The organism is Skermanella sp. TT6, assembly GCF_016653635.2.
GTDB lineage: Bacteria > Pseudomonadota > Alphaproteobacteria > Azospirillales > Azospirillaceae > Skermanella > Skermanella cutis.
Genome location: NZ_CP067420.1, coordinates 3,825,715 through 3,848,178, shown reverse-complemented (window position 1 = coordinate 3,848,178; position 22,464 = coordinate 3,825,715). Strand labels below are relative to the sequence as shown.

The window sequence follows — 22,464 nt, the reverse complement described above, 5'->3', positions numbered from 1 at the left end:
GAGGGGATCTTGTGTGGGCATGTTGGGAGCGATCGTCGCTAGCAAAGCTCCCTCTCCCCCTCGGGGGAGAGGGTCGGGGTGAGGGGGCGGGCGGAAGGGTTCCGCGGGTCACGGGGCGTGGGCGTCCAACAGGGCTTCCGACAGTTCCATCAGGCGGGGGCCGTCGGTCCAGAGCAGGACGCAGTGGACGGGGCGGTCGGGGTAGATCGCGGCGATCGCGGCGCGGTAGGCGGCCATCTGGCGCAGATAGACCGGCGAGACCTGCGATTCCACCAGCGGGGGCGGGCGGTTGGTCTTGTAGTCCACGATCCAGACTTCCTTGTCGGTCACCAGCAGGCGGTCGATCTGGCCGGACAGGGCGCGGCTGGAGACGAGGCCGACCACCGGCACCTCCGCCCGGCTGCCGGGGCCGAACAGGGGGGCGAAGGTCGGGTCGGACAGGACGGCCAGGGTTTCCGCCGTGATCATCTCCTGTCCCTCGGCCGTCAGGTTGTGGGCCGGGCGGGCGAGGAAGCGGCGGCAGGCGGCTTCGCGCAGGGCGGGGTCCAGGTCGGGCAGGGTCTGGAGCAGGCGGTGGATCAGGGTGCCGCGCAGGAAGCGAGCGCCGTCGTCGTTGCCCAGGGGGGAGCGGACGGCGGGTTCGGCCTCCTCCGGTCGGGAGGGGGTCAGCGGGCGGGAGGGCGTCGGCTCCTCCGGGGCAGTGGCGCGCGCCCACTGGGGCAGCGGGGCCGCGTCCAGGGCGAGGTCGTCGTCCCGGTGATCGTCCTTGGCCGGCACTGTCTGGGGGCCGCGCAGGCGCCAGCCCTCGCCGGACCAGCCGTCCTGGGGGGAGATCGCCGTGAAGTCGAAGCCGCAGGGCTCGCCGATCTCGCGCATCGCCTGTTCCGCCAACCGGTACCAGCAGGCGTCGGCCGGGTCGCGCTTGCCCTGCCAGCCGCAGATATACAGCCGGTCCTCGGCCCGGGTCAGGGCGACGTAGAGCAGGCGGCGGTATTCCTGGTCGCGCTTCTGGTCGGCGACGGCGCGGGCCCGGGCGCACATGCCGTCCTCCAGCGCCCGGCGGGGGGCGAACAGGGGCACGCCGTCGGCGCTTTCCGGCCACAGGATGCGGGGGCTCTGGTTGGGCACGCCCATGCTGTCGGGCAGGAAGACGATCGGCGCCTGCAAGCCCTTCGAGCCGTGGACGGTCATGATGCGGACGCGGTCGCCGCCCTGTTCCAGCTCGCGCTTGATCTCCGCCTCGCTGGCGTCGAGCCAGTGCAGGAACGCCTGGAGCGAGGGCGGGTGGCTGCGTTCGAAGGCCAGGCAGGCGGACAGGAACTCGTCCAGGGGGTCCTGGGCGTCGGGTCCCAGCCGCTTCAGGATGGCGCGCCGCCCGCTGACCGGGTCGGCCGGGCAGGGCGCGCTGAGCACGCGGGCGAACAGCTCGAACGGCCGGATGAAGTCGGTCTCGTTCTGGAGCGCGCGCAGATAGTCGCGGGCCGGCCTGAACAGCAGGTCCTCCTCGGCGCGCTTGCGCAGGGCCTGCCACAGGTGGCCGCGGCGGCCGTGGGCGATGTCGAAGAGCTGCTCCTCGGTCAGGCCGATCAGGGGGCTCTTCAGGACCGTGGCGAGCGTCAGGTCGTCTTCCGGAAGCAGCAGGAAGTTGGCCAGCGCCATCAGGTCCATGATGCTGAGCTGCTGGGTCAGCACCATGCGGTCCACGCCGGCGACCGGCACCTCGCGCTCCTTCAGGGCGCGGACCAGCTCCTCGACGAAGCCGGTGCGGCGGCGGACCAGGACCATCACGTCGCCCGGCCGGATCGCCCGGCCGCGCGCCGGCAGCTCCTCCCCGCGCGCCAGCCAGTCGCGGACCGTGTCGGCGATCACGGCGGCCAGCCGGGCGGGCGGGCTGTCGGTGCGCTGGCGGGTCAGCGGCGGCTCCCACGGGGCCGGGGCCTCCTGCTCGCGCGGGGCCACGGGCGGCCACAGCTCGACCAAGCCGGCATGGCCGCGCCGGAAGGCGACGTGGCGGATCGTGGTCGCCGTCTCGAACGCCACGCCGTCGCGGGCGGTCTGGAGCGAGAAGACGGCGTCCACCGCGTCCAGCACGGCGGCCGTCGAGCGGAACGAGATTTCCAGGTCGATCTTCTCCCAGCGGCCCGCCGCGATCCGGACCCGCTCCTGGAAATGGGAGCGCATGCGGGTGAACTCCGCCGGGTCGGCCCGCTGGAAGCTGTAGATCGACTGCTTCTCGTCGCCCACGGCGAACAGGGTGCGCGCCCGGTCGGAGCCGGCGGCCCCGGCGAAGAACTCCTCCGCCAGGGCCGCGACCACCTGCCACTGCTCCGGGTTGGTGTCCTGCGCCTCGTCGATCAGGATATGGTCGAGGCCGCCGTCCAGCTTGAACAGCACCCACGGCGCCACGCCGGGCTTGGTCAGCAGGTGCTGGGCCGCCAGGATCAGGTCGTCATAGTCCAGGCGCGAGCGGTCCTCCTTGAGCCGGGCGTAGGTCTCGATCAGGGCTTCGGCCAGCACCAGCAGGGCGGCGGTGGAGTTGGCGACTCCCGCCGACTTGACCCGGTCCAGCACTTCGCACAGCCGCTCCGCCTCGGCGATCAGGGCGGCCAGGGCGGCGGGGTTGGATGTGGCGGGCTTCTTGGTCAGCAGGGTCTTGCGGGGGGCGCCCTCGGCGGTCAGGAAATGCCTGACATAGTCGCGGAAGCGTTCGACGCGGTCCTCCGCGGCGTCCAGCCAGGATTGTACGGCGGCGCCGCGCTCCTGGTCGGTGCCGCTGCCGCCGGACAGGGCGCGGCAGGCGTCGCGCAGGCCGGGCACGTCGAAGATGTCGTCGCGGCAGGCGCGTTCGAGAATCGCCGCCTCGTCGGCGCCGGGCGGGACCTTGAGGTGGGTGAAGACTTCGGTGATGGTGGCGTCCAGCCCGCCGTGGCGGTCGATGATCCGGCGAATGCGTCCGCGCTCCATCGCGATGGACTTCAGGATATCGCCGAAATCGTCCTGCTGGATCTCGTTGGTCAATCGGGCCAGCGCCTTGCCGAGGCCGCTGTCCGGCTCGAACCGGGAGCGGGCCAGGACGGTGTCGCGCGCGGCGGCCAGCAGCTCGTCGGCGGTGCGTTCGTCCATCACGTCGAACTGGGGCGCCAGGTCGGCTTCCAGCGGGAAGCGGCGCAGCAGCGACTGGCAGAAGGCGTGGATCGTCTGGATCTTCATGCCGCCGGGGCAGTCCACCACCTGGGCGAACAGCCGGCGGGCGCGGGTGCGCATGTCGGCGTCGGGCCGGGCGCCGGTCAGGTCGGCCAGGCGGTCCTCCAGCCGGGCGTCGGTCAGGGTCGCCCACTGGGCCAGCGTGTTGTTGATGCGGATCGACATCTCCGCGGCGGCGGCCTTGGTGAAGGTCAGGCACAGGATCCGGGCCGGCAGGGTGCCGGCCAGCATCAGCCGCAGCACGCGGTCGGTCAGCACCTTGGTCTTGCCGGTACCGGCCGACGCACCGACCCAGACCGAGCATTCCGGATCGGACGCCAGCCGCTGTTTGACGTTGGGGTCCATCGGGCGGGAGGGGAGCTCGACGACGTTCATGGGCTGGTGCTCGTGCCGGGGGCGGTGAACATCGACGGTCGGCGCCGACGGGGGAAATCGGGGTCAGACCACCATTTCCCCGGTAGGCTGGCATACCGGAAAGCCGATGGGAAATGGTGGTCTGACCCCGATTTCCCCGGTTTCCCGGCTCCGGCCATCTTGTCGGGATTGGGTGCCATCGGTGTCACTCCACGGGCTCGCCGCCGGCGGCGGACCATTCCTGGACGCGGGCCAGGTGGCCGTAGTCGGTGTAGCGCGGCGCCCAGTCCGGGCGGGGGCGCGAGCGGTAGGGCGTCGCCGGATCGTCGAAGGTGCGGATCAGGTCGATCAGCCCGGTACGGGCCTGCTCGGCCAACAGGGCGAGGTCGCCCTTGACGGGGATCTCGGCGCCGGCCGGGTCGCCGCCCGACAGCTTCCAGAAGGCGAGGTCGCCCACGGGGGCGGCGTCCACCGTCTCGAACCCGCCGGCCGCCGCCATGACGGCTTCCAGCGGCAGCTGCGGCGCGAAGCCCAGGGCGACCTCCAGGTTCGACGGGGGCGTGCCGGTCTTGTAGTCGATGATGGCCAGGCCGCCGTCGGGGAGCTTGTCGATGCGGTCGGCCTTGGCGCGCAGCGTGAAGGGGCCGGCGGGACCTTCCAGCTCCAGCTTGCCCTTGATCTCGGTCGCCAGGGGACGGACCGTGCGGCGGCGCTCCGTCTCGAACTGGATGAACCAGGCGGCCACCCGCTCGAAGCGGGGCCACCAGAAGGCCCAGACCTCGGGCTGGCTCAGCAGCTTGCCGAAGGCGTCGCGGCCGAATTCGGTCAGCTTCTCCACGGCGGCGTTGGGAAGGGCGTCGGGATAGGCCTTGGTGAAGGCGTCCAGCGCCTGGTGGATGAACTGGCCGCGCTCGGAGGCTCCCGGATCGGCGGCGATCGGCTCCAGCGCCTCCAGCTTCAGGATGCGGCGGGCGTAGATCGCGTAGGGGTCGCGCATCCAGGTCTCGATCTCGGTGACCGACAGGCTTCGGGGGCGGGCGGAGAGCGGCGGGCGCGGCTCGGGCGCCGGGAGCGGGCGGACGGCGTCGGGTCGGTCGAGCTGGTCGACCCAGGACAGCCACTGCTCCGTCTCCATCTCGACGATGCCGTTCAGGTCCAGGCCGCGCAGCACGGTGTCGAGCCGCAGCAGCCAGCGGGACGGCACGGTCGGCGTGCCGTCCACCCGCTCGGCGCGGGACAGGACGACCCGAGCGCCGCCCGCGGCCTGGACGAAATCATGGGCGGCGACGCCGACCAGCCGCTCCGGCACGGGCAGCCCGAAAGCCTTGCGCATGGGCCGCGACAGCCAGGGATCGGAGGCGGCGTCGGGCGGCCAAGTGCCCTCGTTGAGGCCGCCGAGGATCATCACGTCGGCGTGCTGCAACCGGGCTTCGAGCAGTCCCAGGATGCTGAGGCGCGGGTGCCGGCCGTAGCGGGGGCGGACCACGTGGGCCGCCATCAGGGCTTCCAGGAAAGCCGGGTACTGGGACGCCGGGATCGGCGGGAAGTCGCCGGCCGCCTGGCGCAGCTCGTTGACGAAGCCGGCCGCCGCCTCGCCGTCCTCGTGCCGCCACAGCCGGTCGGGGCCGGAGAGGTCGTCGCCGGCGGCCAGCCGTTCGGCGAAGGCGACGTGCAGGGTCAGCCACTCGGCCGGGGGCTGCGGGTCGGGCGCTTCCATGGCGTCGAAGAAGGGGGCGGCCATGGCGTGCAGGTGCTCGACATACTGGACCAGCTCGCGCCTCGTGTCGTCGCCGCGGTCGAAGCGGTTGTTCTCGGCGTCGTCGAGGGCGGCGAGAAGGCCGCGGAAGCCGGGCGCCGGGCGGGGGCCGCGCAGGACGGCGCGTTCCAGGTCGCGGGCCTGGGTGCGGAACCACAGCGGGTTGAGGCCGCCGCCCGCCAGCGGGTGCTTGAGCACGGCCAGCAGCGGCAGCGGGTCGGCCCGCTCGACCGCGCAGGCGGCGGTCAGGCGCAGGTAGGTGCCGACGGCGGTGTCGGCCAGCGGCCGGCCGCCGGAATCGTCCACCGCGATGTTCCAGCGCTCCAGCGCGGTGGCGACCCGGCGGGCGAGGTTGCGGTCGGGCGTCACCAGGGCGGCGGTGCGGTCGGGGACTTCCAGCGTCTGGCGCATCATCAGGGCGATGACGGCGGCCTCCTCCTGGGAGGTCGGGCAGTCGATCCGGGTGATGTCCCGGAGCGCCGTTTCGTCGATGCCGTCGAGCCCTCGCCAGGCCTCCGTCGTCGCGGCGGGACGCATCGTCTCGCTGAGCAGCCGGGTGCGCGCCGGGTTGCCGGCGGTCAGCGGACAGTCCCAGGGCTGGACCCCGTCGCGCGGCAGGTCGAGCTTGCGGAGCAGGCTGGCCATGCCGTGCTGGGGGTGGCCGTCGTCGGACGCCGCCGCGTCCCAGCTCGTCCCGTCCATGTCGGTGTCGAGGCCGGGAAGGACGACGCAGCCGTTGGGCATGGTGGCGACGACGGCCAGGAGCTCGGCGGTCGCCGGGATGGTGCCGGTCGAGCCGGCGGCGATCACCGGGCCGGCCGGGGGGTTGGCCCGCCACGCCTCGGCCTGGGCCTTGAGGACGAGGTTGCGCCGCTCGGCGGCGTCGATGGCGCCTTCCAGCTCCAGGATGGTCGGCCAGACATGGGTCAGGATCTTCAGGAATTCGAGCGTGACCTGCCAGTGCTGGGCGTATTCCTCCGGCACGAGACCTTCGAGCCGGTCGAACGGCACCCCCTCGGTCTGCACCTGATCGAGCAGGCGGGCGAGGTCGGCGGCCAGCCGGGCCGCTTGGTCGGCGGTGATGGACTTGCCGTCCTTCCTGAGGATGGCCTGGGCGAGCAGAAGCTGGCGGCGCAGGCTGGTCAGGGCCGGCGGCAGGTCGAGCGCGCCGGCGAGGCCGGGGATCTCCTCGATCGCGAGGCTCAGCTCGTCGGCGTCGATGTCGCCGAGGGGGCTCATGCGCGGCAGGAGCTGGGGAGCGCCGCCGGACAGGCGGAGGAAGGCTTCGCGCAGGGTCCGGCAGGCGCGGCGGGTCGGCAGCAGCACGGTGTAGCCGGCGAGCGCCAGCGGACCGCCGTCCGCCTCCACGCGGGCGAGGATGCCGGTCGCCAGGGCATCGACGAACGGTACGCCCGAGGGGATGTTGAAGACTTGCGCCATGGGTCCGGGGCCTGTGGGTTCCTGGTGCGTCGGGCGGAGGCGTGCCGGAGACCTCCGGGACTCTCGGAACCCTACTATAGGTGGGACGCGGAACGCAAATCTTTCCTAGATATGGTGTTGTCAGGACTCGCCACGGTGCGGCCGGGACAGCCGATCCGATGCGTTGCGCCGCGGGCGCAACCTACGATCGTCGGCCCAAGTTACCTCTGCCGTGCATCACACCGTAGGTTGCGCCCATGGCGCAACATGGTGCTACCCTCAAGTTTCCCTAACCGCAATGACTGTTAACCGTTTGTCTCGAACGCTGATGCTGCAAGTGAAGGTCGGGTGAGGCGCCGCCGTTAACGACTATCCATGGTGCGGCCGGAATTCGAGGTGGTCGTCCACCTCTCCGATGCTGGCCGGGGTGCCGACGTGGAACCACAGGCCGTCGTGGCGCATCCCGTAGAGCCGCTCGCTTTCCAGCAGCCGGTCCCAGATCAGGTTGGTCGAGAAGGCGCCCGGCGGCACGTCGGCGAACAGTTCCGGCTTGAGGATCTGGACTCCGGCGAAGACGAAGGGGGCGATCTCGCCGCTGCGGCGGCGGGTCAGGCGGCCCAGCGGGTCCATGTGGAAATCGCCCTTGCCGTCGTAGCCGAAGGCGGCGACGGCGGGGTGGAGCAGCAGCAGGGCGTCCATGGTCTCCGGGTTCCAGGCCCGGGTCAGGCGGTCGATGGCCGGGGTGGGGCCGTCGAGCCACAGGATGTCGGAATTGACCGACAGGAACGGGTCGGTGCCGAGCAGCGGCAGGGCCTGCCGGATGCCGCCGCCGGTCTCCAGCAGGTCCGCCTCGGGCGACAGGAGGATGCGGGGGGACGTGCGGCCCGCGAGGTGGTCCGCGATCATCTCGCCCTTGTAGTGGGTGTTCACGACGGCGGTCCCGATGCCGGCGGCGGCGACGCGGTCGAGCGCGTGGTCGAGCAGGGGTTTCCCCGCCACGGGGATCAGCGGCTTGGGCTGTTCCAGCGTCAAGGGCCGCATGCGCAGGCCGAGCCCGGCGGCCAGCACCATGGCGTGGGTCAGGGTCGTCATTATTCGTGTGCTTTCGGAATGGCGGTGGGTGGAATGGCTGTGGGCGGAATGTCGGTGGGCGGATTGAAAAGGGGAGCCCGGACAGGGGGCGGCAGGGTGCGGTCGAACCAGTCGCGCACCGGCGCCAGGGCCGGATGCTCCAGCTTCGCTTCCAGCAGGCGCCAGACGCGGGGCAGGTGGCGCAGATAGCCGGAGCGGCCGTCGCGGAGATGCAGCCGGGCGAAGACCGCCACGATCCGGGTGTGCCGGACGGCGCCCAGAGCCGCGTAGGAACGCAGGAAGGCGGCCCGGTCCAGGCCGGGGAAGGCGTCCAGGTAATGGTCCAGCATGGCGGCCGCCAAATCGGACGGAACGTCGCGCCGGGCGTCCTCCAGCAGCGACACGAGGTCGTAGCCGATCGGCCCGAGGCCGGCGTTCTGGAAATCGAGCAGCCCGCAGGCGGAGGCGCCCGGACGGCCGTCGAGTCGCATCAGGTTGTCCACATGGTAGTCGCGGTGCATCAGCGACGTGCCGAATCCTACCGCGTCGGGGACGGCGGACCACCAAGCCCGTTCCAGGTCGGCGCGCTCCTCCGCGGTGGCGGCGCGGCCGAGGGCGGCCGGGACGTAGACGTCGGCCAGCAGCATCACCTGCTCGATGAACAGGGCGGCGTCGTAGCGGGGCAGGCCGAGCGGAGTTGCCGGGGCGGGGTCGAAGCGCCGGTGCAGGGCGACGAGGGCGTCCACCGCCAGGCGATAGAGCTCGGCGGGATCGGCGCCCTGGTCCATCAGGCGGGTGAAGGTGGCGTCGCCGAAGTCCTCGATCAGCAGCAGGCCGGCCTCGGGCTCCCCGGCGAGGATGTCCGGCGCCGAGAGGCCGAGGCCCTGCAGCAGGCGGGAGATCGCGACGAAGGGGACCACGTCCTCCGCTGGGTTCGGCGAGTCCATCAGCAGGGCGCTGTCGGTCCCGCGGCGGAGGCGGAGGTAGCGCCGCGCCGAGGCGTCGCCCGCCAGGGCCGTGCGGTCGGCATCGCCCCAGCCCTGCGCGGCCAGGAAACCGGCGATGGTGTCTTCGCGGTGGGTCACGGCTGCTCCAGGCTCCCCAGGCGGTCGGCCCAGCCGCCGTGGCCGGTCAGGGTGGCGCGGCGCGCGGTCGCTTCCGGGCCGAAGGACAAGGCGATGTCGAGCCGTTCCGGCGGCAGGAGGGAGCCCAGCCGGTCGGGCCATTCGACCAGGGCGATGCCGCCGGAGCGGGCCTCGTCCCAGCCGAGCTCGATCACCTCGTCCGGGCCGCCCAGGCGGTAGAGGTCGAAATGCCAGACCGGGGCCGCCGGGGTGTCGTAGGTCTGGACCAGGGTGAAGGTCGGGCTCGGCACCTCGTCGTCCGGGTCGCCCAGCGACTGGATCAGGGCGCGGGCGAAGGCCGTCTTGCCGGCGCCCAGGTCGCCGCGCAGCGCCACCATGTCGCCGGCGCGGAGCAGCGATCCGACGCGGCGCGCGAGGTCCGCCGTGGCGGCTTCGTCCCGGAGGTTAACGGTGATGGCCTGCTGGCGCGGTGCGGTCATGGTCGTGAGCTTGCTTCCCTGTGCCTGCCCCCGCGGAAGGCGGGGGTTTGATCGTGCCCGGAAATCCGCTAATGAGGGGCTGGCAGTGCAAAACTCTTCCTAGCTTTTCCGGAGTCCCCATGTCGAGCCCCGAGCAGCATACCGATGTCGCCATCATAGGTGCCGGTCCCGTTGGTCTGTTCGCCATCTTCGAATGCGGCATGCTTCGCATGAAATGCCATGTGGTCGATGCCCTCGACATGGTCGGCGGGCAGTGCGCGGCGCTCTACCCGGAGAAGCCCATCTACGACATTCCCGGTTACCCTTCCATTGACGCGGCCGACCTGATCGACCGGCTGAGCGAACAATGCGCGTCCTTCGGGCCGGTCTTCCATCTGGGCCAGCAGGTCACCGGGCTGACCCCGGCGGAGGGCGGGCGCTGGCTGGTGGAGACCTCGACCGGCACGCGGATCAATGCCCGCGCCGTGATCGTCGCGGCGGGCGTCGGCGCCTTCGGCCCGAACCGGCCGCCGCTGGACGGCCTGGAGCAGTTCGAGGGCAAGTCGGTCCATTATCTTGTCCGGCGGCGCATGGACTATGCCGGCAAGCGGGTGGTGATCGCGGGCGGCGGCGATTCCGCCGTGGACTGGGCGATCAGCCTGGCCGAGGTCGCGGAGAAGATCATGGTCGTGCATCGCCGGCCCAAGTTCCGCGCCGCCCCGGAAAGCGTCGCCCGGATGGAGCAGCTGACCCGGGAGGGCCGGATCGAGATGGTGGTGCCCTACCAGCTCGCCGGCCTGGAGGGAGCCGACGGCCAGCTGACCGGCGTGCGGGTCGCGACCCTGGACGGCGAGGAGAAGGTGCTGGACGCCGACGTGCTGCTGCCGTTCTTCGGGCTCGCCATGAACCTGGGGCCGATCGCGGAGTGGGGCCTCGACCTGGAGAAGCACCATATCCGGATCGACCAGGCGACCTGCGCCACCAGCGCGCCGGGCATCTTCGCGATCGGCGACATCGCGACGTATCCGGGCAAGCTGAAGCTGATCTTGACCGGCTTCGCGGAAGCCGCGTCGGCGGCCCATTCGGCCTTCCCGCTGGTCCATCCCGGCGAGGTGCTGCATTTCGAGTATTCGACCACCAAGGGGGTGCCGGGAGCGGCTTGACGGAGGACGGGACGAAACCCTTGGCTGTTTAAGCTGTTGTCCTGCCACGCACTGGAGGATGACCATGAAACAGCCGCATACCGAACAGACCGTCAAGCACACCGACGACCAGCAGAACACCGGCAACCACCACAAGCCGGATGCCCCCGACGCCGGCGGACCGGACAAGTTCGGCGGCACCCGCAAGGGTGCGGAGAACGTCGAGTCCGAGGGCGGGAAGAAGTAGCCTTCTCCCCTACTGGAAAGCTGCCTCCGCGAAGCTGCGGAGCTTGCGCGAGTGCAGCTTTTCCAGCCCGTTCTTGCGCAGCAGTTCCATCGCCAGCACGCCGATCTTCAGGTGCTGGTCCACCTGGTTCCGATAGAAATTGTTCGCCATGCCCGGCAGCTTCAGCTCGCCGTGCAGCGGCTTGTCGGAGACGCAGAGCAGCGTCCCGTAGGGCACCCGGAAGCGGAAGCCGTTGGCCGCGATGGTGGCGCTCTCCATGTCCAGCGCGATGGCGCGGCTCTGGCTGAAACGCTGGACCATCTCGCTGTGGTCCCGCAGCTCCCAGTTCCGATTGTCGATGGTCGCGACCGTTCCGGTCCGCATCACCCTTTTCAGCTCGTAGCCGGTCAGGCCGGTGATCTGCCCGACCGCCGCCTCCAGGGCCACCTGGACCTCGGCCAGGGGCGGGACCGGGACCCAGATCGGCAGGTCGGCGTCCAGCACATGGTCCTCGCGCACATAGCCGTGGGCCAGGACATAGTCGCCCAGCCGCTGGGTGTTGCGCAGGCCGGCGCAGTGGCCCAGCATGATCCAGGCGTGCGGACGCAGCACGGCGATATGGTCGGTGATCGTCTTGGCGTTGCTGGGGCCGACGCCGATATTGACCATGGTGATCCCGGAACCGTCCGGGCGCTTCAGGTGGTAGGCCGGCATCTGCGGCAGGCGCCCGACGCGGGTCCCCTGCGGGTCGGCCGGGCCCAGGTTCTGGTTGGGGATGACGAAGTCGCCCGGTTCGACGAAGGCGGTGTATTGGCTGCGGTAGGCCTTCTCCTCCGGATCGTTGGTCGGCGACATCACCTCCATGCCGAGCCGGATGAACTCGTCGATATAGAACTGGTAGTTGGTGAACAGGACGAAGTTCTGGAAATGATCCGGCGCGGTCGCGGTGTAGTGCTTCAGCCGGTGCAGCGAATAATCGACCCGCGGCCCGGTGAACAGCGCCAGCGGCTCCGGCTCGTCGGCCGCCTGCCGGTGGGTTCCGTTGACGATGCTGTCGTCCATCTGCGACAGGTCGGGCAGGTCGAAGCTGTCGCGCATCCGGCCGAGCCGTTCCGGGGTCAGGTCGCCCTCGACGTGCAGTCCCTCGGGAAAGGCGAAATGGACCGGGATCGGCTGCCGGCTGACTCCGACCTCCAGCACCACGCCGTGGTTGCGGCGCAGCAGCTCGAACTGCTCCAGGAAATAGTGGTGGAACAGGTCCGGGCGGGTCAGGGTGGTGGCGTAGGTGCCGGGGCCGGCGACGAAGCCGTAGGACAGGCGGGTATCGATCCGCGTGCTGGTCTCGGTATGGACGCGCAGGAACGGGTAGCAGGCGTGGACGCGCTGCTGCATCTCCTCGCCGTTGGAGAAGCGGCTGAAGCAGTCGCGCAGGTACGCGGTGTTCGCCTCGTAGATCTCGCGCACCCGATCGACCGCCGCGGCGGGATCGGTGAAGTGCTCCGCCGCGAAGGGAAGGCCGATATGGCTGTACGAGTTCTGCATCGTTACCTCAGGATTCGAGACCCATCAGGGAGCGGGCGAAGGAGCCGGCCTCGAAGGGGCGCATGTCCTCGATGCCCTCGCCGACGCCGATAAAGTGGACCGGCAGCTTGTACTTCTCCGCCAGGGCCACCAGGACGCCGCCGCGCGCCGAGCCGTCCAGCTTGGTCAGGATCAGCCCGTTCACGCTGACCCTCTCCCGGAACACCTCGACCTGCGAGTGCGCATTCTGGCCGGTCGTGGCGTCGAGCACCAGCAGGACCGAGTGGGGCGCCTCGGGATCGAGCTTCTTCACGACGCGGATGATCTTCTGGAGCTCGGCCATCAGGTTGGCCTTGTTCTGGAGCCGCCCCGCCGTGTCGATCAGCAGCACGTCGGTCTTCTCCCGCCGCGCCCGCTCCAGCGCGTCGAAGGCGAGGCCGGCGGCGTCGGCGCCGGTCTCCTTCGCGATCACGGGGCAGCCGGAGCGTTCGCCCCAGACCTGGAGCTGCTGGACGGCCGCGGCGCGGAAGGTGTCGCCGGCCGCGATGATGACCGACTTGCCCTCCTGCCGGAACTGCTTGGCCATCTTGCCGATGGTCGTGGTCTTGCCGGCGCCGTTGACCCCGACCACCAGGACGACGTGGGGCTTGGCGGCGGCGTCGATCTCCAGCGGCTCGGCGACCGGCTCCAGGATCTGGGCGATGCTGGCCGCCAGGGTGCGCCGGACCTCGTCGGGCGAGACTTCCTTGCCGAAGCGGGTGCGCGCCAACTCGGCGGTCACCTTGGCCGCCGTCACCGGGCCGAGGTCGGCGGTGATCAGCAGCTCCTCCAGTTCCTCCAGCGCCTCGTCGTCGAGCTTGCGCTTGGTGAAGATGCCGGTGATGCCGTCGGTCAGCTTGGTGGTGGACTTGGTCAGCCCCTCGCGCAGGCGCGACAGCCAGCCCTTGCGGGCGGGCTGCCCGGGTTCGGCGGCCGGCTCGGGAGCGGGGGCGAGCGCCGCGACGGGCTCCGGCTCCGGCTCGGGTTCCGGGACCGGTTCGGGCTCGGGTTCCGGCACCGCCTCGGCGGCGGGCTCCGGCTCCGGCTCCGGCGGGGTGTCGAAGACCTTGGGACCGGTGCCCTCGGATTCGGCTTCTGGCCTGGTCTCGGCCGGCTCCTGCTTGTTGCGGCGCCAGAATTTCAGCATGAAGTGCTCCGCTCGATCCGGCCGACCAGATGCTCGCCGTCGACGCCGACGATGGCGGTGCGCACGATGGCGCCGGGTTCGACCGGCTGGTCCAGGCGCACTTCGGCGAATTGCTCGGTACGGCCGATGGTTTCCTTTTCCGCCAGGACGGCGGCATGGGTTCCGACGCGCCCGGCCAGGAAGCGGCCGACGGCGCGCGCGCCGGCCTCCCGCAGGCGGGCGGCGCGCTCCCTGCGCAGGCCGCCGTCGACCTGCGGCATCTTCGCGGCCGGCGTGCCGGGGCGGGGGGAGTAGGGGAAGATGTGCAGCCAGGTCAGGCCGCAGTCGTCCACGGCGCGCAGCGTGTTCTCGAACATCTCGTCGGTCTCGGTCGGGAAACCGGCGATCAGGTCGGCGCCGAACACCATGTCCGGGCGCAGGTCGCGGGCGCGGCGGCAGAACTCGATCGCGTCGCCGCGCAGGTGGCGGCGCTTCATCCGCTTCAGCACCATGTCGTCGCCGGCCTGGAGGCTGACATGGAGGTGCGGCATCAGGCGCGGCTCCTCCGCGATCAGGCGCCACAGGTCGCCGTCGATCTCCACCGGGTCGAGCGAGGACAGGCGCAGGCGCTTCAGCTCCGGCACCTGGGCCAGCAGTCGGCGGATCATCTGGCCGAGCGTCGGGCCGCCGGGCAGGTCGGGGCCGTAGGAGGTGATGTCCACCCCGGTCAGGACCACCTCGTTGTAGCCGGACTGCACCAGCAGCCGAACCTGCCGGACCACCTCGCCGATCGGGACGGAGCGCGAATTGCCCCGGCCGTAGGGGATGATGCAGAAGGTGCAGCGGTGGTCGCAGCCGTTCTGGACCTGGACGAAGGCGCGCGCCCGGCCTTCCAGCCCGCCGATCAGGTGGCCGGCGGTCTCGGTCACCGACATGATGTCGTTGACCAGCACGCGCTCGGTCGGCGCGGTCAGGCCGAAGCTCTCCGGCTTCAGCTTCTCCTCGTTGCCGAGCACCTGGTCCACCTCGGGCATCGCCGCGTACTTGGCCGGGTCGATCTGGGCGGCGCAGCCGGTCACGATGATGCGGGCGCCGGGCCGCTCGCGGCGCATCTTGCGGATCGCCTGTCGGGCCTGCCGCTCGGCCTCGGAGGTGACGGCGCAGGTGTTGAAGATGACCGTGTCGGTCATGCCGGCGGCCGAGGCGTTCTCGCGCATCACCTCGGATTCGTAGGTGTTCAGCCGGCAGCCGAACGTGACGATGTCGGCGCTCATGCTTCCACCGGATCCAGGGCCACCCGATCCAGGGCCAACAGGTCCGGCGCCAGGTGGCCGGTGAAGCTGAGGGCGACCGGGCCGGTCATCAGGACATGGCCGTCCTCCCGCCACTCGATGACCAGGCTGCCGCCGTCGAGGATCACTTCGGCGCGGCGCTCGGTCAGGCCGCGGCGGACGGCGGCGACCTGCACGGCGCAGGCGCCCGAGCCGCAGGCCCGGGTGATGCCGGCGCTGCGTTCCCAGACCCGCATGCGGATCCGGGTCGGGGAGAGGACCTGGGCGAACTCGATGTTGGCCTTCCGGGGAAAGGCGGGGTGGTGTTCCAGCCGGGGGCCGACGCTTTCGAGCGGCACCGCCGCGACGTCGTCCACGAAGAACACCGCGTGCGGGTTGCCCATGCTCACCGCGACCGGCCCGGCGTAGCCGCCCTCGGCGACGTCGAGCCTCAGCGTGTCGGCGGGACCGGCCAGGGGAATGTCGCTCCAGTCGAGCCGCGCCGGCCCCATGTCCACGGTGACCATGCCGTCCGGGGCTGCGGAGGAGGGCAGGAGCCCGGCGATCGTCTCGACCACGGCGCCGGGCTGGCCCGACTCCCGCATCAGCAGGTGGGCGACGCAGCGCGTCGCGTTGCCGCAGGCGCCGGCCTCGCTGCCGTCGGGATTGCGGATGCGCATGAAGGCGGTGGCGCCGGAGGTCTTCGGCGGCTCGATCACGATGAACTGGTCGCAGCCCACGCCCGTGCGCCGGTCCGCGATGGCGCGGGCCTGAGCTTCGTTCAGGGACAAGTCGGTGCCGCGGGCGTCGATGACGACGAAGTCGTTGCCGAGCCCGTGCATTTTCAGGAACGGGATGGTCATGGTGCGCCGTTATATGGCGATCGCGGCTCTCAAGTCCATGGCCGCAGACCTGACCGGCTCCGACGGCGGGACGCGGCGCCCCGGCCGGCTCACCCGGCGCGGACCTTGTGCATGAAGGTCCCGACCTCGCGGTTGAGGGATTCCGACTGTTTGGACAACTGGCCCGCCTCGGACAGGACCTGGCTGGCGGCGCGGCTGGCCTCGTGGGCGGCTTCGGAGACGCCGGCGATGTTCGCCGAGACTTCCTGGGTGCCCCGGGCGGCCTGCTCCACGTTGCGGGCGATCTCGTCGGTCGCGGCGCGCTGCTGCTCCACCGCCGAGGCGATGGCGGTGGAGGCGTCGCTGACCGCGGCGATGGTCGCCGCGATGTCCTGGATGGCCGCGACCGCCTGACCCGTCGCCCCCTGGACCGAGGAGATCTGGCTGGCGATCTCCTCCGTCGCCTTGGCGGTCTGGCTGGCCAGGTTCTTGACCTCCGACGCGACGATGGCGAAACCCTTGCCGGCCTCGCCCGCCCGGGCCGCCTCGATCGTCGCGTTCAGCGCCAGCAGGTTGGTCTGGCTGGCGATGTCGTTGATCAGGCTGACCACCTCGCCGATCTTGTGGGCGGCATCCGACAGGCCCGCGACGATGGAGTTGGTACGCTCGGCCTTGGTCACGGCCTCGCGGGTGGTGCCGGTCGCCTGGGCGACCTGCCGGCCGATCTCCGCGATGGAGGAGGAAAGCTCCTCCGCCGCGGAGGCGACGGTCTGGACGTTGCCCGACGCCTCCTCTGCGGCGGCGGCGGCCGCGGCGGACTGGCGGGTCGCCTGCTCCGCGCAGGCGGACATGGAGCTGGCGGTCGCGGTCATCTCCGTCGCGGCGGAGGCGACATGCTCGACCACCGCTTCCACGTGGGACTCGAAATCGTCGGCGAGCGCCATGATCTGGCGCTTGCGCTCGGCCTCGGCGGCGGCCTTGGCCGACTCCTGCTCGGCCCGCAGCCGCTCGACGGCCAGCCCGTTCTCCTTGAAGAACTCCACGGCCTTGGCCATCCGGCCGATCTCGTTGGTGCGGTCCGCATAGGGCACGGCGACGCCGTAATCCTGCCGGGCAAGCCGTTCCATGGCGTCGCGGAGGCGTCCGATCTGGCCGCTCACGTTGCGGGTGATCGCCAGCGCGATGGCGACGCCGACGCCCACCATGACGGCAAGCGCCCCGACGATCAGCGTCCAGGCCTCGTTCCCGGTCTTCTCCGCGGCGGCGGCCGAGGCGGCGGCGCGCGTGCGGGCGGCTTCGGTCAGCCTGTCCATCCGCTCGCCGATCAGCCTGACCTGCTCGGCGCCGATGGTGCGGGTGATCTCGGAGGCTTCGGCGCGGTTGCCGGCTTTCATGGCGGCGATCAGGCGCGCCCGGATGGGTTGCCAGTCCCTGACCGACTTCAGAGCGGCTTCCACGTCGGTCAGGTCGCCGAGATAGCGTTCCTGGACCAGGGCCATGGCCGCGAAGACGCGCTTTTCCTGGAGGTCGACGGCAGCCACGGCGGCGTCGATCGCCGCCGCGTCGGGAGCCAGCGCCACGTCCTTCATGGAACGATGCATGGCTATGATGCCTGCGTTCGCCTCCAGCGCCGAGGTCGAGACCGCGAACGAATTGTGATAGAGCCGCGTCGTGAGCCCGGTGACGGTCTCGAGCTGGTTCAGGGCGAGCAGGCCGAGCAAACACGCCAGCGCCAGGACCGCCGAGAAGCCTGCCAGAAGGCGCGTCAGAAGGCTGCTGTTGCCGAGCGTCATGGTATCTCCTCCGGGGATCGGCCTTATGGGCGGCTTGGTCTGGATTGAGGAGCGTGCCGCCCTCTTTTCCGGATCGCGATGATCCATATCAAAAGTGGCAGTTCGCTCGGCTGCCTCACCTGGGATGGCGCCTGGAGATGTCCCGCAGAATCAGTTCGTTATAGAACGCTACGAGTTCGTAGCAGACGGATACGGCGGCGGCGCCACCGTGGTAGAAGGCGTTGGCATTGCTCCCGCCGCATGCATGGAACCGGACGGTCAGGTCGCGCGGCAGCTTGAACCCGGTCCCGATATCTCGGACGACGGCTTCGATCAGGCCCGACTCGTGCAACAGGGATGCGACATAGTCCTGGCCGGCTGCCGGCGGCTCGAATTCGAGCGTCACGGCGCTTCGCCGGTCCGCGCGGGTCTCCGCGGGAAGCATGTGCGGGGCCAGCAGGCGGCTCCAGCCGGCACGGGCCTGCTGGTAGTCCCCGGCGCACGAGGTGCGCCGGTCGGAGGGCAGGTTGACGCTGTCGGCCAGTTCGGCGAAGCCTGCCGGATCGCTGCCGTACATCAGGCAGACGACGGAATAGAACCGCTGCATGTCGAGTGAATGCTCGCCCCACCAGGACGGTTCGGCGTTGCCGGCCTCCTGCTGCCAGAGATCGCCGAGGTACCAGCCGTCGGCCGCGGCGACGATCAGCTCGTCCATCACCGGGTCAGGCTGGTCCGGGATCATCATGATGCTGGCGAGGTTGTCGGCGGCGTCCTCCTCGTGGCCCAGGACGGGAAGGCCGAGCAGGTCGATCAGGGCATGGCCCAGCTCGTGATACAGGATGAAGAGGGTGTTGCCGAGGATGAACAGGTCGGCTTCCCGGCGTTCCTCCGCCGTGACCTGCCGGGCGGTGGCGGGAAAGGCGAGGGACAGGATGACGGCGATATACGCCACCAGACGGCGGAAGCCGCCCCGCACCCCCATCATGTCCGGACCTCCCCAGGGGATGGATTCCCCGTACTCCGCCCGGAAGTATTACGTCGAGGCCCGGACTTACTCAAGCATTCTCAGCGCATCGACAGGATCGCCAGCATCGCGGTGCCCACCGCGATGCGGTACCAGCCGAACGGGGTGAAGCCGTAGCGGCTGACGAAGGCGACGAGGCTCCTGACCACGAGCAGTCCGGCCAGGAACGCGGCGACGAAGCCGATCGCGATCACCAGCGAACCGTCGGAGGTCAGGGTGCTGTAGTTCTTGTAGGTGTCGTAGACCACGGCGCCCGCCATCGTCGGGATCGCCAGGAAGAACGAGAACTCGGCCGCCGTCCGGCGCTCGACGCCCATCAGCAGCGATCCCAGGATCGTGGCGCCGGACCGCGAGACGCCCGGGATCATGGCCAGCGTCTGGACGAAGCCGATGCCGAGCGCGAGCCTGGGCGAGAAGGCCTCGACCTCGAAATGGCGAGGCTCGGGCAGGTTCCGCTCGATCACGAGGATCGCGATGCCGCCGAGGATCAGCGCGACCGACACCACGTAGGGCGAGAACAGCACGCTCTTGATGAATCCGTGGGCGAACACGCCGATCACGACGGCCGGCAGGAACGCCAGCAATATGGCGATCACGAAGCGGCGCGACGCGGCGCTGGTCGGCAGCGTCACCGCGATATGCCAGAGCCGCTGGAAATAGACGACGCAGACCGCGAGGATCGCGCCGAGCTGGATCACCACCTCGAACAGGCGTCCGGGCGGACCCTGGAACCCCAGCAGGTCGCCGATCAGGATCAGGTGCCCGGTGGAGGAAACGGGGATGAATTCGGTCAAGCCTTCGACCACGCCCATCACCAGGGCGCTTATGAGAGTGCTGTCGTCCATAATCTTTACAGATCCGTGTCAGGCCGGCCGGAAAATGCCGGCGTGACCGCGCACCTCCGGGGGGAGGGGCGTCACGCGCGGCGGAATACCAGCTTCTTTGAGGCGGTGAAATTGAAAAAGAGCCCCGACAGGGATCCGGCCGCCACGGCAAGGGCGGGGTGGGCGGCGAAGGGATCGCCCGACGCCACCAGCGCCGCATATACCGCGTAGTTCACGGCACCGCCCAGGGCGTTGACCGCGACGAAGCGGGCCCATTGGTGGTGGATCTTGCCGGCATGGGCGCCCGTGAAGGTGAAAGCGCGGTTGAGCGCCCACGTGGTCGTCGCCGCCGCCAGGTACGAAACCACCCGCGACGCGTAGAGGCCGAGGCCGCTGATATCCAGGCACAGGTACAGGACCGCGATGTCGACCAGCAGTCCGACCACCCCGACGATGCCGAAGCGGATGAACTCCCCCCGGAAAAGCCTTCGGATCATCGCCTGTCCTTCGAGTCGCGCGCCGGGTCGCGGACGCCGGGGGCGGGGATCCGGAGATACTGCATGCGCTTGATCTCGCGCCGGCCGCGGGTCACCGTCTCCAGGATGAGGCCGCAGGTCAGGCTGAGGAACCCGAGCAGCATCAGCCCGGTGGACAGGACCGCCGTCGGCAGGCGCGGCACCAGGCCGGTCTGCATGTAGGTCGCGACCACCGGCCAGGCGAGCACGATCGACAGGAACGCCAGCACGCCGGCGATCGCGCTGAAGAACTGAAGCGGGCGCTCCTCCTTCACGAGCACCATGATCAGCTTCAGGATGCGGAAGCCGTCGTAATAGGTCCGCAGCTTGCTGGCGGAGCCCGGCGGGCGGTCCTTGTAGGGGGTCGTGACGTCGGACATGGGCATGCGCAGTTCAAGCGCGTGGACTGTCAGTTCCGTCTCGATCTCGAAGCCGCCGCTGAGGGCCGGGAAGCTCTTGACGAAACGGCGCGAGAACACCCGGTATCCGGACAGCATGTCGGCGACCCGGTTGCCGAAGATCTTGGCGACGATGCCGGTCAGCATCATGTTGCCGAAACGGTGCCCAGGCCGGTAGGCCGCGGCGATGTCGGTCACCCGCGCGCCGTTGACCATGTCGAGTTGCTGGTCGACCAGCTTGGCGACCAGGGCCGGCGCGCTGGGCGCGTGGTAGGTATCGTCACCGTCGACCAGGACATAGACGTCGGCCTCGATGTCGGCGAACATCCGCCGGACCACGTTGCCCTTGCCCTGGAGGGGTTCGGTACGGACGATGGCACCGGCTTCGCGCGCCAGTTCGACCGTGCGGTCCTTGGAATTGTTATCGTAGACGTAGATGGCGGCGCCCGGCAGCGCTGACCGGAAATCGCGGACCACCGCGGCGATCGACGCCTCCTCGTTGTAGCAGGGGATCAGGACGGCGATCTCCAGGCCCGTCAGGCCGGGTAAGGCCGCCTCGAGCGAGCCGCCGTCCGGAGCGGCCACGGCGACGGGGGAGCGCTTGGCTGCCGGGCTGAGATCCTGGCTGGCGTCGGAGAACTGGTCTATCAATTGTCACCTGATGACGAAGTAATTCACTGTCGATCCACCGTCGGCCGCCGGACCGCGCAGAAACTGTGCGGTTCGCCCAGGTTGTTGTGGATCACCTGGCAACTTTCCCAATCGAGCGTCAATCCGTAGAACGCCGCGGCGTCGGCCGCAATATCGGTATCCGGGACCGTCGCGATCATAAAGTAATCTCCGCGATGGTCCATCACCCTACGCCGAAGCACTTCAGAATACCCGTTGTCGGTCGAATCGGGCTGGACGAAATTGCTCTGCAACCTCACGAAGGGGATCTGCGGCGGAAAGGAGGGGATCAGGTGGCCAACCGGCTGGTACCCGCCGATCAGCACCATCGTCCGGTCCGGATCGGGGATCACGGGCATGTCGAATTCCACGACGTTGCTTGTCCAGGCAGACCGCCCCCAGGTCCCCCAGACCGTCGTCGCCTGGAGGACGGCCAGCACCGAGGCCGTGACGGCGATACGCACGGCGCGGGACAGCGGAAGCACTCCGAGCGCCAGGACGATGCAGAGGGGGGCCAGCATCTCGAGCGGGACCGCGTACCGGTAGATGCAGAACATCCAGGCCCAGGCCGCGTAGGAAAGCGCCGCCACCGTCAGCAGCCAGCGGGCGATGCCGGGCCGGGAGAGGGCATGGGACGCGCCGGAGCGCCGGGACGCCGGGGCGGCCAGGATGCCTGCCAGCGCCGCTACCGGAAACAGGACGTAAAGCGTCAGGATCCGGTGGTCCCGGAAGGCGATCTCTCCGGCGACCTCCGGATCGGCGCTGATCCTGAACGGAAGCGTCAGTCTTTCCCAAACGGATTTCGGCTGATAGGCCAGGTCCTTGTAGTCGCTGATGGCGCCCAGGGGCGACCGGAAGATGTTGTTGTAATAGGGGTGCAGGGGATTGCCGTGGGTTTCCCACAGGAACCACATCCAGTGCCCGGACAGCAGCGCCACGGCCGCGACGACGCCCAGGCCGCAGGCCACCGCCAGCAGCAGCCGGCGGCCGGGAGCGGCGGGAGCGGCCAGGAAACCGAAACAGACGCCGATGCAGTAGATGACCGAGGGCTGCTTGAGTCCCATGGCGGAGCCGACGAGAAGGCCGGACAGGAAGGCGAGGCTAATGGCCGCCCGCCGGGGACCGGCGAACAGGCGGTCCTGCGTCCGCGCGATCAGCGCCAAGGCTCCCAGGAAGCCGAGTCCGACGGTGCTGTCATGGAACGTGGTGCCGAGCTGCGCCACGCTTCCGCCGCCCAGCACGCCGACCAGTGCTACGGCACCGGCGGCCCAGACCTTCCGCACCGGATCGTCGACCAGGAGAACGGTCCGGGCGAGGGCGAACAGCAGGACGAAGTTAAGGCTCTGGACGAAGGCCAGCACGCCGTAGGCGACCGGGGCGGGCACCGCGTTGCCGAGCAGGAAGAACGGAATGTCGAGCGTCGGGTTGTAGAAGCTCGGCGTCTGGGCCGGCACGACATCGAAGAAGAAGCGCCCGTTGAGGAAGCTATAGGGATTGTACCAGTGATAGTTCCTCAGGTCCCAATTGGCATCCTGCCCCAGGGACAGGTTGAGCAGAACCATGCCGAGGGGAACGGCGCAGGCCAGCGCCAGGGCCGTCAGCCTTGCCGTCCGGTCTCCCGCGCGACGGGCCGGCGTGATCGGGATCGAAAGCGTCAAGGGAACCGGCATGGAATGGTTGGGCCCTGACGGGCGAAGGCACTTAGTTACCCGCCGGTTGCCGCGCGATCAAGTTTGCCGTAGGTCGGC

At 70.0% G+C, this 22,464-nt stretch carries 17 protein-coding genes; 2 read left to right on the top strand and 15 right to left on the bottom strand.

All coding sequences use genetic code 11. The features are described 5' to 3' along the window. Nucleotides 1-108: 108 nt before the first annotated feature. The 5 genes from addA to tsaE form a co-directional block, all read right to left on the bottom strand. A complete protein-coding gene (gene addA / locus IGS68_RS18020) occupies nt 109-3,579 on the bottom strand; it encodes a double-strand break repair helicase AddA (protein WP_201072252.1) in 3,471 nt (1,156 codons plus the stop codon). A gap of 184 nt (nt 3,580-3,763) precedes the next feature. Continuing rightward, nucleotides 3,764-6,754: a double-strand break repair protein AddB gene (addB, locus tag IGS68_RS18015; protein ID WP_201072250.1), complete on the bottom strand. Its 2,991-nt coding sequence runs from the start codon at nt 6,752-6,754 to the stop codon at nt 3,764-3,766. A gap of 348 nt (nt 6,755-7,102) precedes the next feature. Next, entirely contained in the window at nt 7,103-7,825 is a 723-nt protein-coding gene (locus IGS68_RS18010) for a nucleotidyltransferase family protein (protein ID WP_201072248.1), read from the bottom strand. Next, nucleotides 7,825-8,889 carry an aminoglycoside phosphotransferase family protein gene (locus tag IGS68_RS18005; protein WP_201072246.1) on the bottom strand — a complete coding sequence of 355 codons (1,065 nt, stop codon included), beginning with the start codon at nt 8,887-8,889 and terminating at the stop codon, nt 7,825-7,827. Before IGS68_RS18005 ends, IGS68_RS18010 begins: the two co-directional genes overlap by 1 nt. After that, a complete protein-coding gene (tsaE, locus tag IGS68_RS18000; protein WP_201072244.1) occupies nt 8,886-9,368 on the bottom strand; it encodes a tRNA (adenosine(37)-N6)-threonylcarbamoyltransferase complex ATPase subunit type 1 TsaE in 483 nt (160 codons plus the stop codon). Before tsaE ends, IGS68_RS18005 begins: the two co-directional genes overlap by 4 nt. Nucleotides 9,369-9,487: 119 nt before the next feature. On the opposite strand from tsaE, the gene IGS68_RS17995 reads away from it, so the two are divergent. Continuing rightward, nucleotides 9,488-10,510, top strand: coding sequence for an NAD(P)/FAD-dependent oxidoreductase (locus IGS68_RS17995; RefSeq protein ID WP_201072237.1), 1,023 nt, complete (start codon nt 9,488-9,490; stop codon nt 10,508-10,510). Nucleotides 10,511-10,574: 64 nt separating this feature from the next. Beyond that, on the top strand, nt 10,575-10,736 hold the full coding sequence (locus IGS68_RS17990; RefSeq protein WP_201072235.1) for a hypothetical protein: 162 nt from the start codon (nt 10,575-10,577) through the stop codon (nt 10,734-10,736). Between the two features lie 9 nt (nt 10,737-10,745). Here the strand turns inward: IGS68_RS17990 and IGS68_RS17985 are convergent, their stop codons facing one another. The 10 genes from IGS68_RS17985 to IGS68_RS17940 all read right to left on the bottom strand — a co-directional run bounded on the left by IGS68_RS17985 (nt 10,746) and on the right by IGS68_RS17940 (nt 22,374). Next, nucleotides 10,746-12,257: an AMP nucleosidase gene (locus IGS68_RS17985; RefSeq protein ID WP_201072234.1), complete on the bottom strand. Its 1,512-nt coding sequence runs from the start codon at nt 12,255-12,257 to the stop codon at nt 10,746-10,748. Nucleotides 12,258-12,264: 7 nt separating this feature from the next. Beyond that, on the bottom strand, nt 12,265-13,422 hold the full coding sequence (gene ftsY, locus IGS68_RS17980) for a signal recognition particle-docking protein FtsY (protein ID WP_201072232.1): 1,158 nt from the start codon (nt 13,420-13,422) through the stop codon (nt 12,265-12,267). Further along, on the bottom strand, nt 13,416-14,675 hold the full coding sequence (mtaB, locus tag IGS68_RS17975; RefSeq protein ID WP_201072230.1) for a tRNA (N(6)-L-threonylcarbamoyladenosine(37)-C(2))-methylthiotransferase MtaB: 1,260 nt from the start codon (nt 14,673-14,675) through the stop codon (nt 13,416-13,418). The genes ftsY and mtaB overlap by 7 nt, the downstream gene beginning before the upstream one ends. After that, the gene (dapF, locus tag IGS68_RS17970; protein ID WP_201072223.1) at nt 14,672-15,535 is read right to left on the bottom strand and encodes a diaminopimelate epimerase; all 864 of its coding nucleotides are present in this window, start codon (nt 15,533-15,535) and stop codon (nt 14,672-14,674) included. Before dapF ends, mtaB begins: the two co-directional genes overlap by 4 nt. 89 nt (nt 15,536-15,624) lie before the next feature. Beyond that, the gene (locus tag IGS68_RS17965; protein WP_201072221.1) at nt 15,625-17,307 is read right to left on the bottom strand and encodes a methyl-accepting chemotaxis protein; all 1,683 of its coding nucleotides are present in this window, start codon (nt 17,305-17,307) and stop codon (nt 15,625-15,627) included. 115 nt (nt 17,308-17,422) lie between these two features. After that, nucleotides 17,423-18,271, bottom strand: coding sequence for a DUF4344 domain-containing metallopeptidase (locus IGS68_RS17960; RefSeq protein WP_201072219.1), 849 nt, complete (start codon nt 18,269-18,271; stop codon nt 17,423-17,425). 80 nt (nt 18,272-18,351) lie between these two features. Then, entirely contained in the window at nt 18,352-19,155 is an 804-nt protein-coding gene (locus tag IGS68_RS17955; protein WP_201072217.1) for an undecaprenyl-diphosphate phosphatase, read from the bottom strand. A gap of 71 nt (nt 19,156-19,226) precedes the next feature. Further along, a complete protein-coding gene (locus tag IGS68_RS17950) occupies nt 19,227-19,631 on the bottom strand; it encodes a GtrA family protein (protein WP_201072215.1) in 405 nt (134 codons plus the stop codon). Next, a complete protein-coding gene (locus tag IGS68_RS17945) occupies nt 19,628-20,698 on the bottom strand; it encodes a glycosyltransferase family 2 protein (protein ID WP_459559317.1) in 1,071 nt (356 codons plus the stop codon). Before IGS68_RS17945 ends, IGS68_RS17950 begins: the two co-directional genes overlap by 4 nt. 23 nt (nt 20,699-20,721) lie before the next feature. Further along, entirely contained in the window at nt 20,722-22,374 is a 1,653-nt protein-coding gene (locus IGS68_RS17940; RefSeq protein WP_201072213.1) for a hypothetical protein, read from the bottom strand. Nucleotides 22,375-22,464: the final 90 nt, after the last annotated feature.

Bases quoted from the DNA above. Each gene is read 5' to 3' on its own strand.
- addA (WP_201072252.1), bottom strand. From the start codon at position 3,579: ATGAACGTCGTCGAGCTCCCCTCCCGCCCGATGGACCCCAACGTCAAA.
- addB (WP_201072250.1), bottom strand. From the start codon at position 6,754: ATGGCGCAAGTCTTCAACATCCCCTCGGGCGTACCGTTCGTCGATGCC.
- IGS68_RS18010 (WP_201072248.1), bottom strand. From the start codon at position 7,825: ATGACGACCCTGACCCACGCCATGGTGCTGGCCGCCGGGCTCGGCCTG.
- tsaE (WP_201072244.1), bottom strand. From the start codon at position 9,368: ATGACCGCACCGCGCCAGCAGGCCATCACCGTTAACCTCCGGGACGAA.
- IGS68_RS17995 (WP_201072237.1), top strand. From the start codon at position 9,488: ATGTCGAGCCCCGAGCAGCATACCGATGTCGCCATCATAGGTGCCGGT.
- IGS68_RS17990 (WP_201072235.1), top strand. From the start codon at position 10,575: ATGAAACAGCCGCATACCGAACAGACCGTCAAGCACACCGACGACCAG.
- IGS68_RS17985 (WP_201072234.1), bottom strand. From the start codon at position 12,257: ATGCAGAACTCGTACAGCCATATCGGCCTTCCCTTCGCGGCGGAGCAC.
- ftsY (WP_201072232.1), bottom strand. From the start codon at position 13,422: ATGCTGAAATTCTGGCGCCGCAACAAGCAGGAGCCGGCCGAGACCAGG.
- mtaB (WP_201072230.1), bottom strand. From the start codon at position 14,675: ATGAGCGCCGACATCGTCACGTTCGGCTGCCGGCTGAACACCTACGAA.
- dapF (WP_201072223.1), bottom strand. From the start codon at position 15,535: ATGACCATCCCGTTCCTGAAAATGCACGGGCTCGGCAACGACTTCGTC.
- IGS68_RS17965 (WP_201072221.1), bottom strand. From the start codon at position 17,307: ATGACGCTCGGCAACAGCAGCCTTCTGACGCGCCTTCTGGCAGGCTTC.
- IGS68_RS17960 (WP_201072219.1), bottom strand. From the start codon at position 18,271: ATGATGGGGGTGCGGGGCGGCTTCCGCCGTCTGGTGGCGTATATCGCC.
- IGS68_RS17955 (WP_201072217.1), bottom strand. From the start codon at position 19,155: ATGGACGACAGCACTCTCATAAGCGCCCTGGTGATGGGCGTGGTCGAA.
- IGS68_RS17950 (WP_201072215.1), bottom strand. From the start codon at position 19,631: ATGATCCGAAGGCTTTTCCGGGGGGAGTTCATCCGCTTCGGCATCGTC.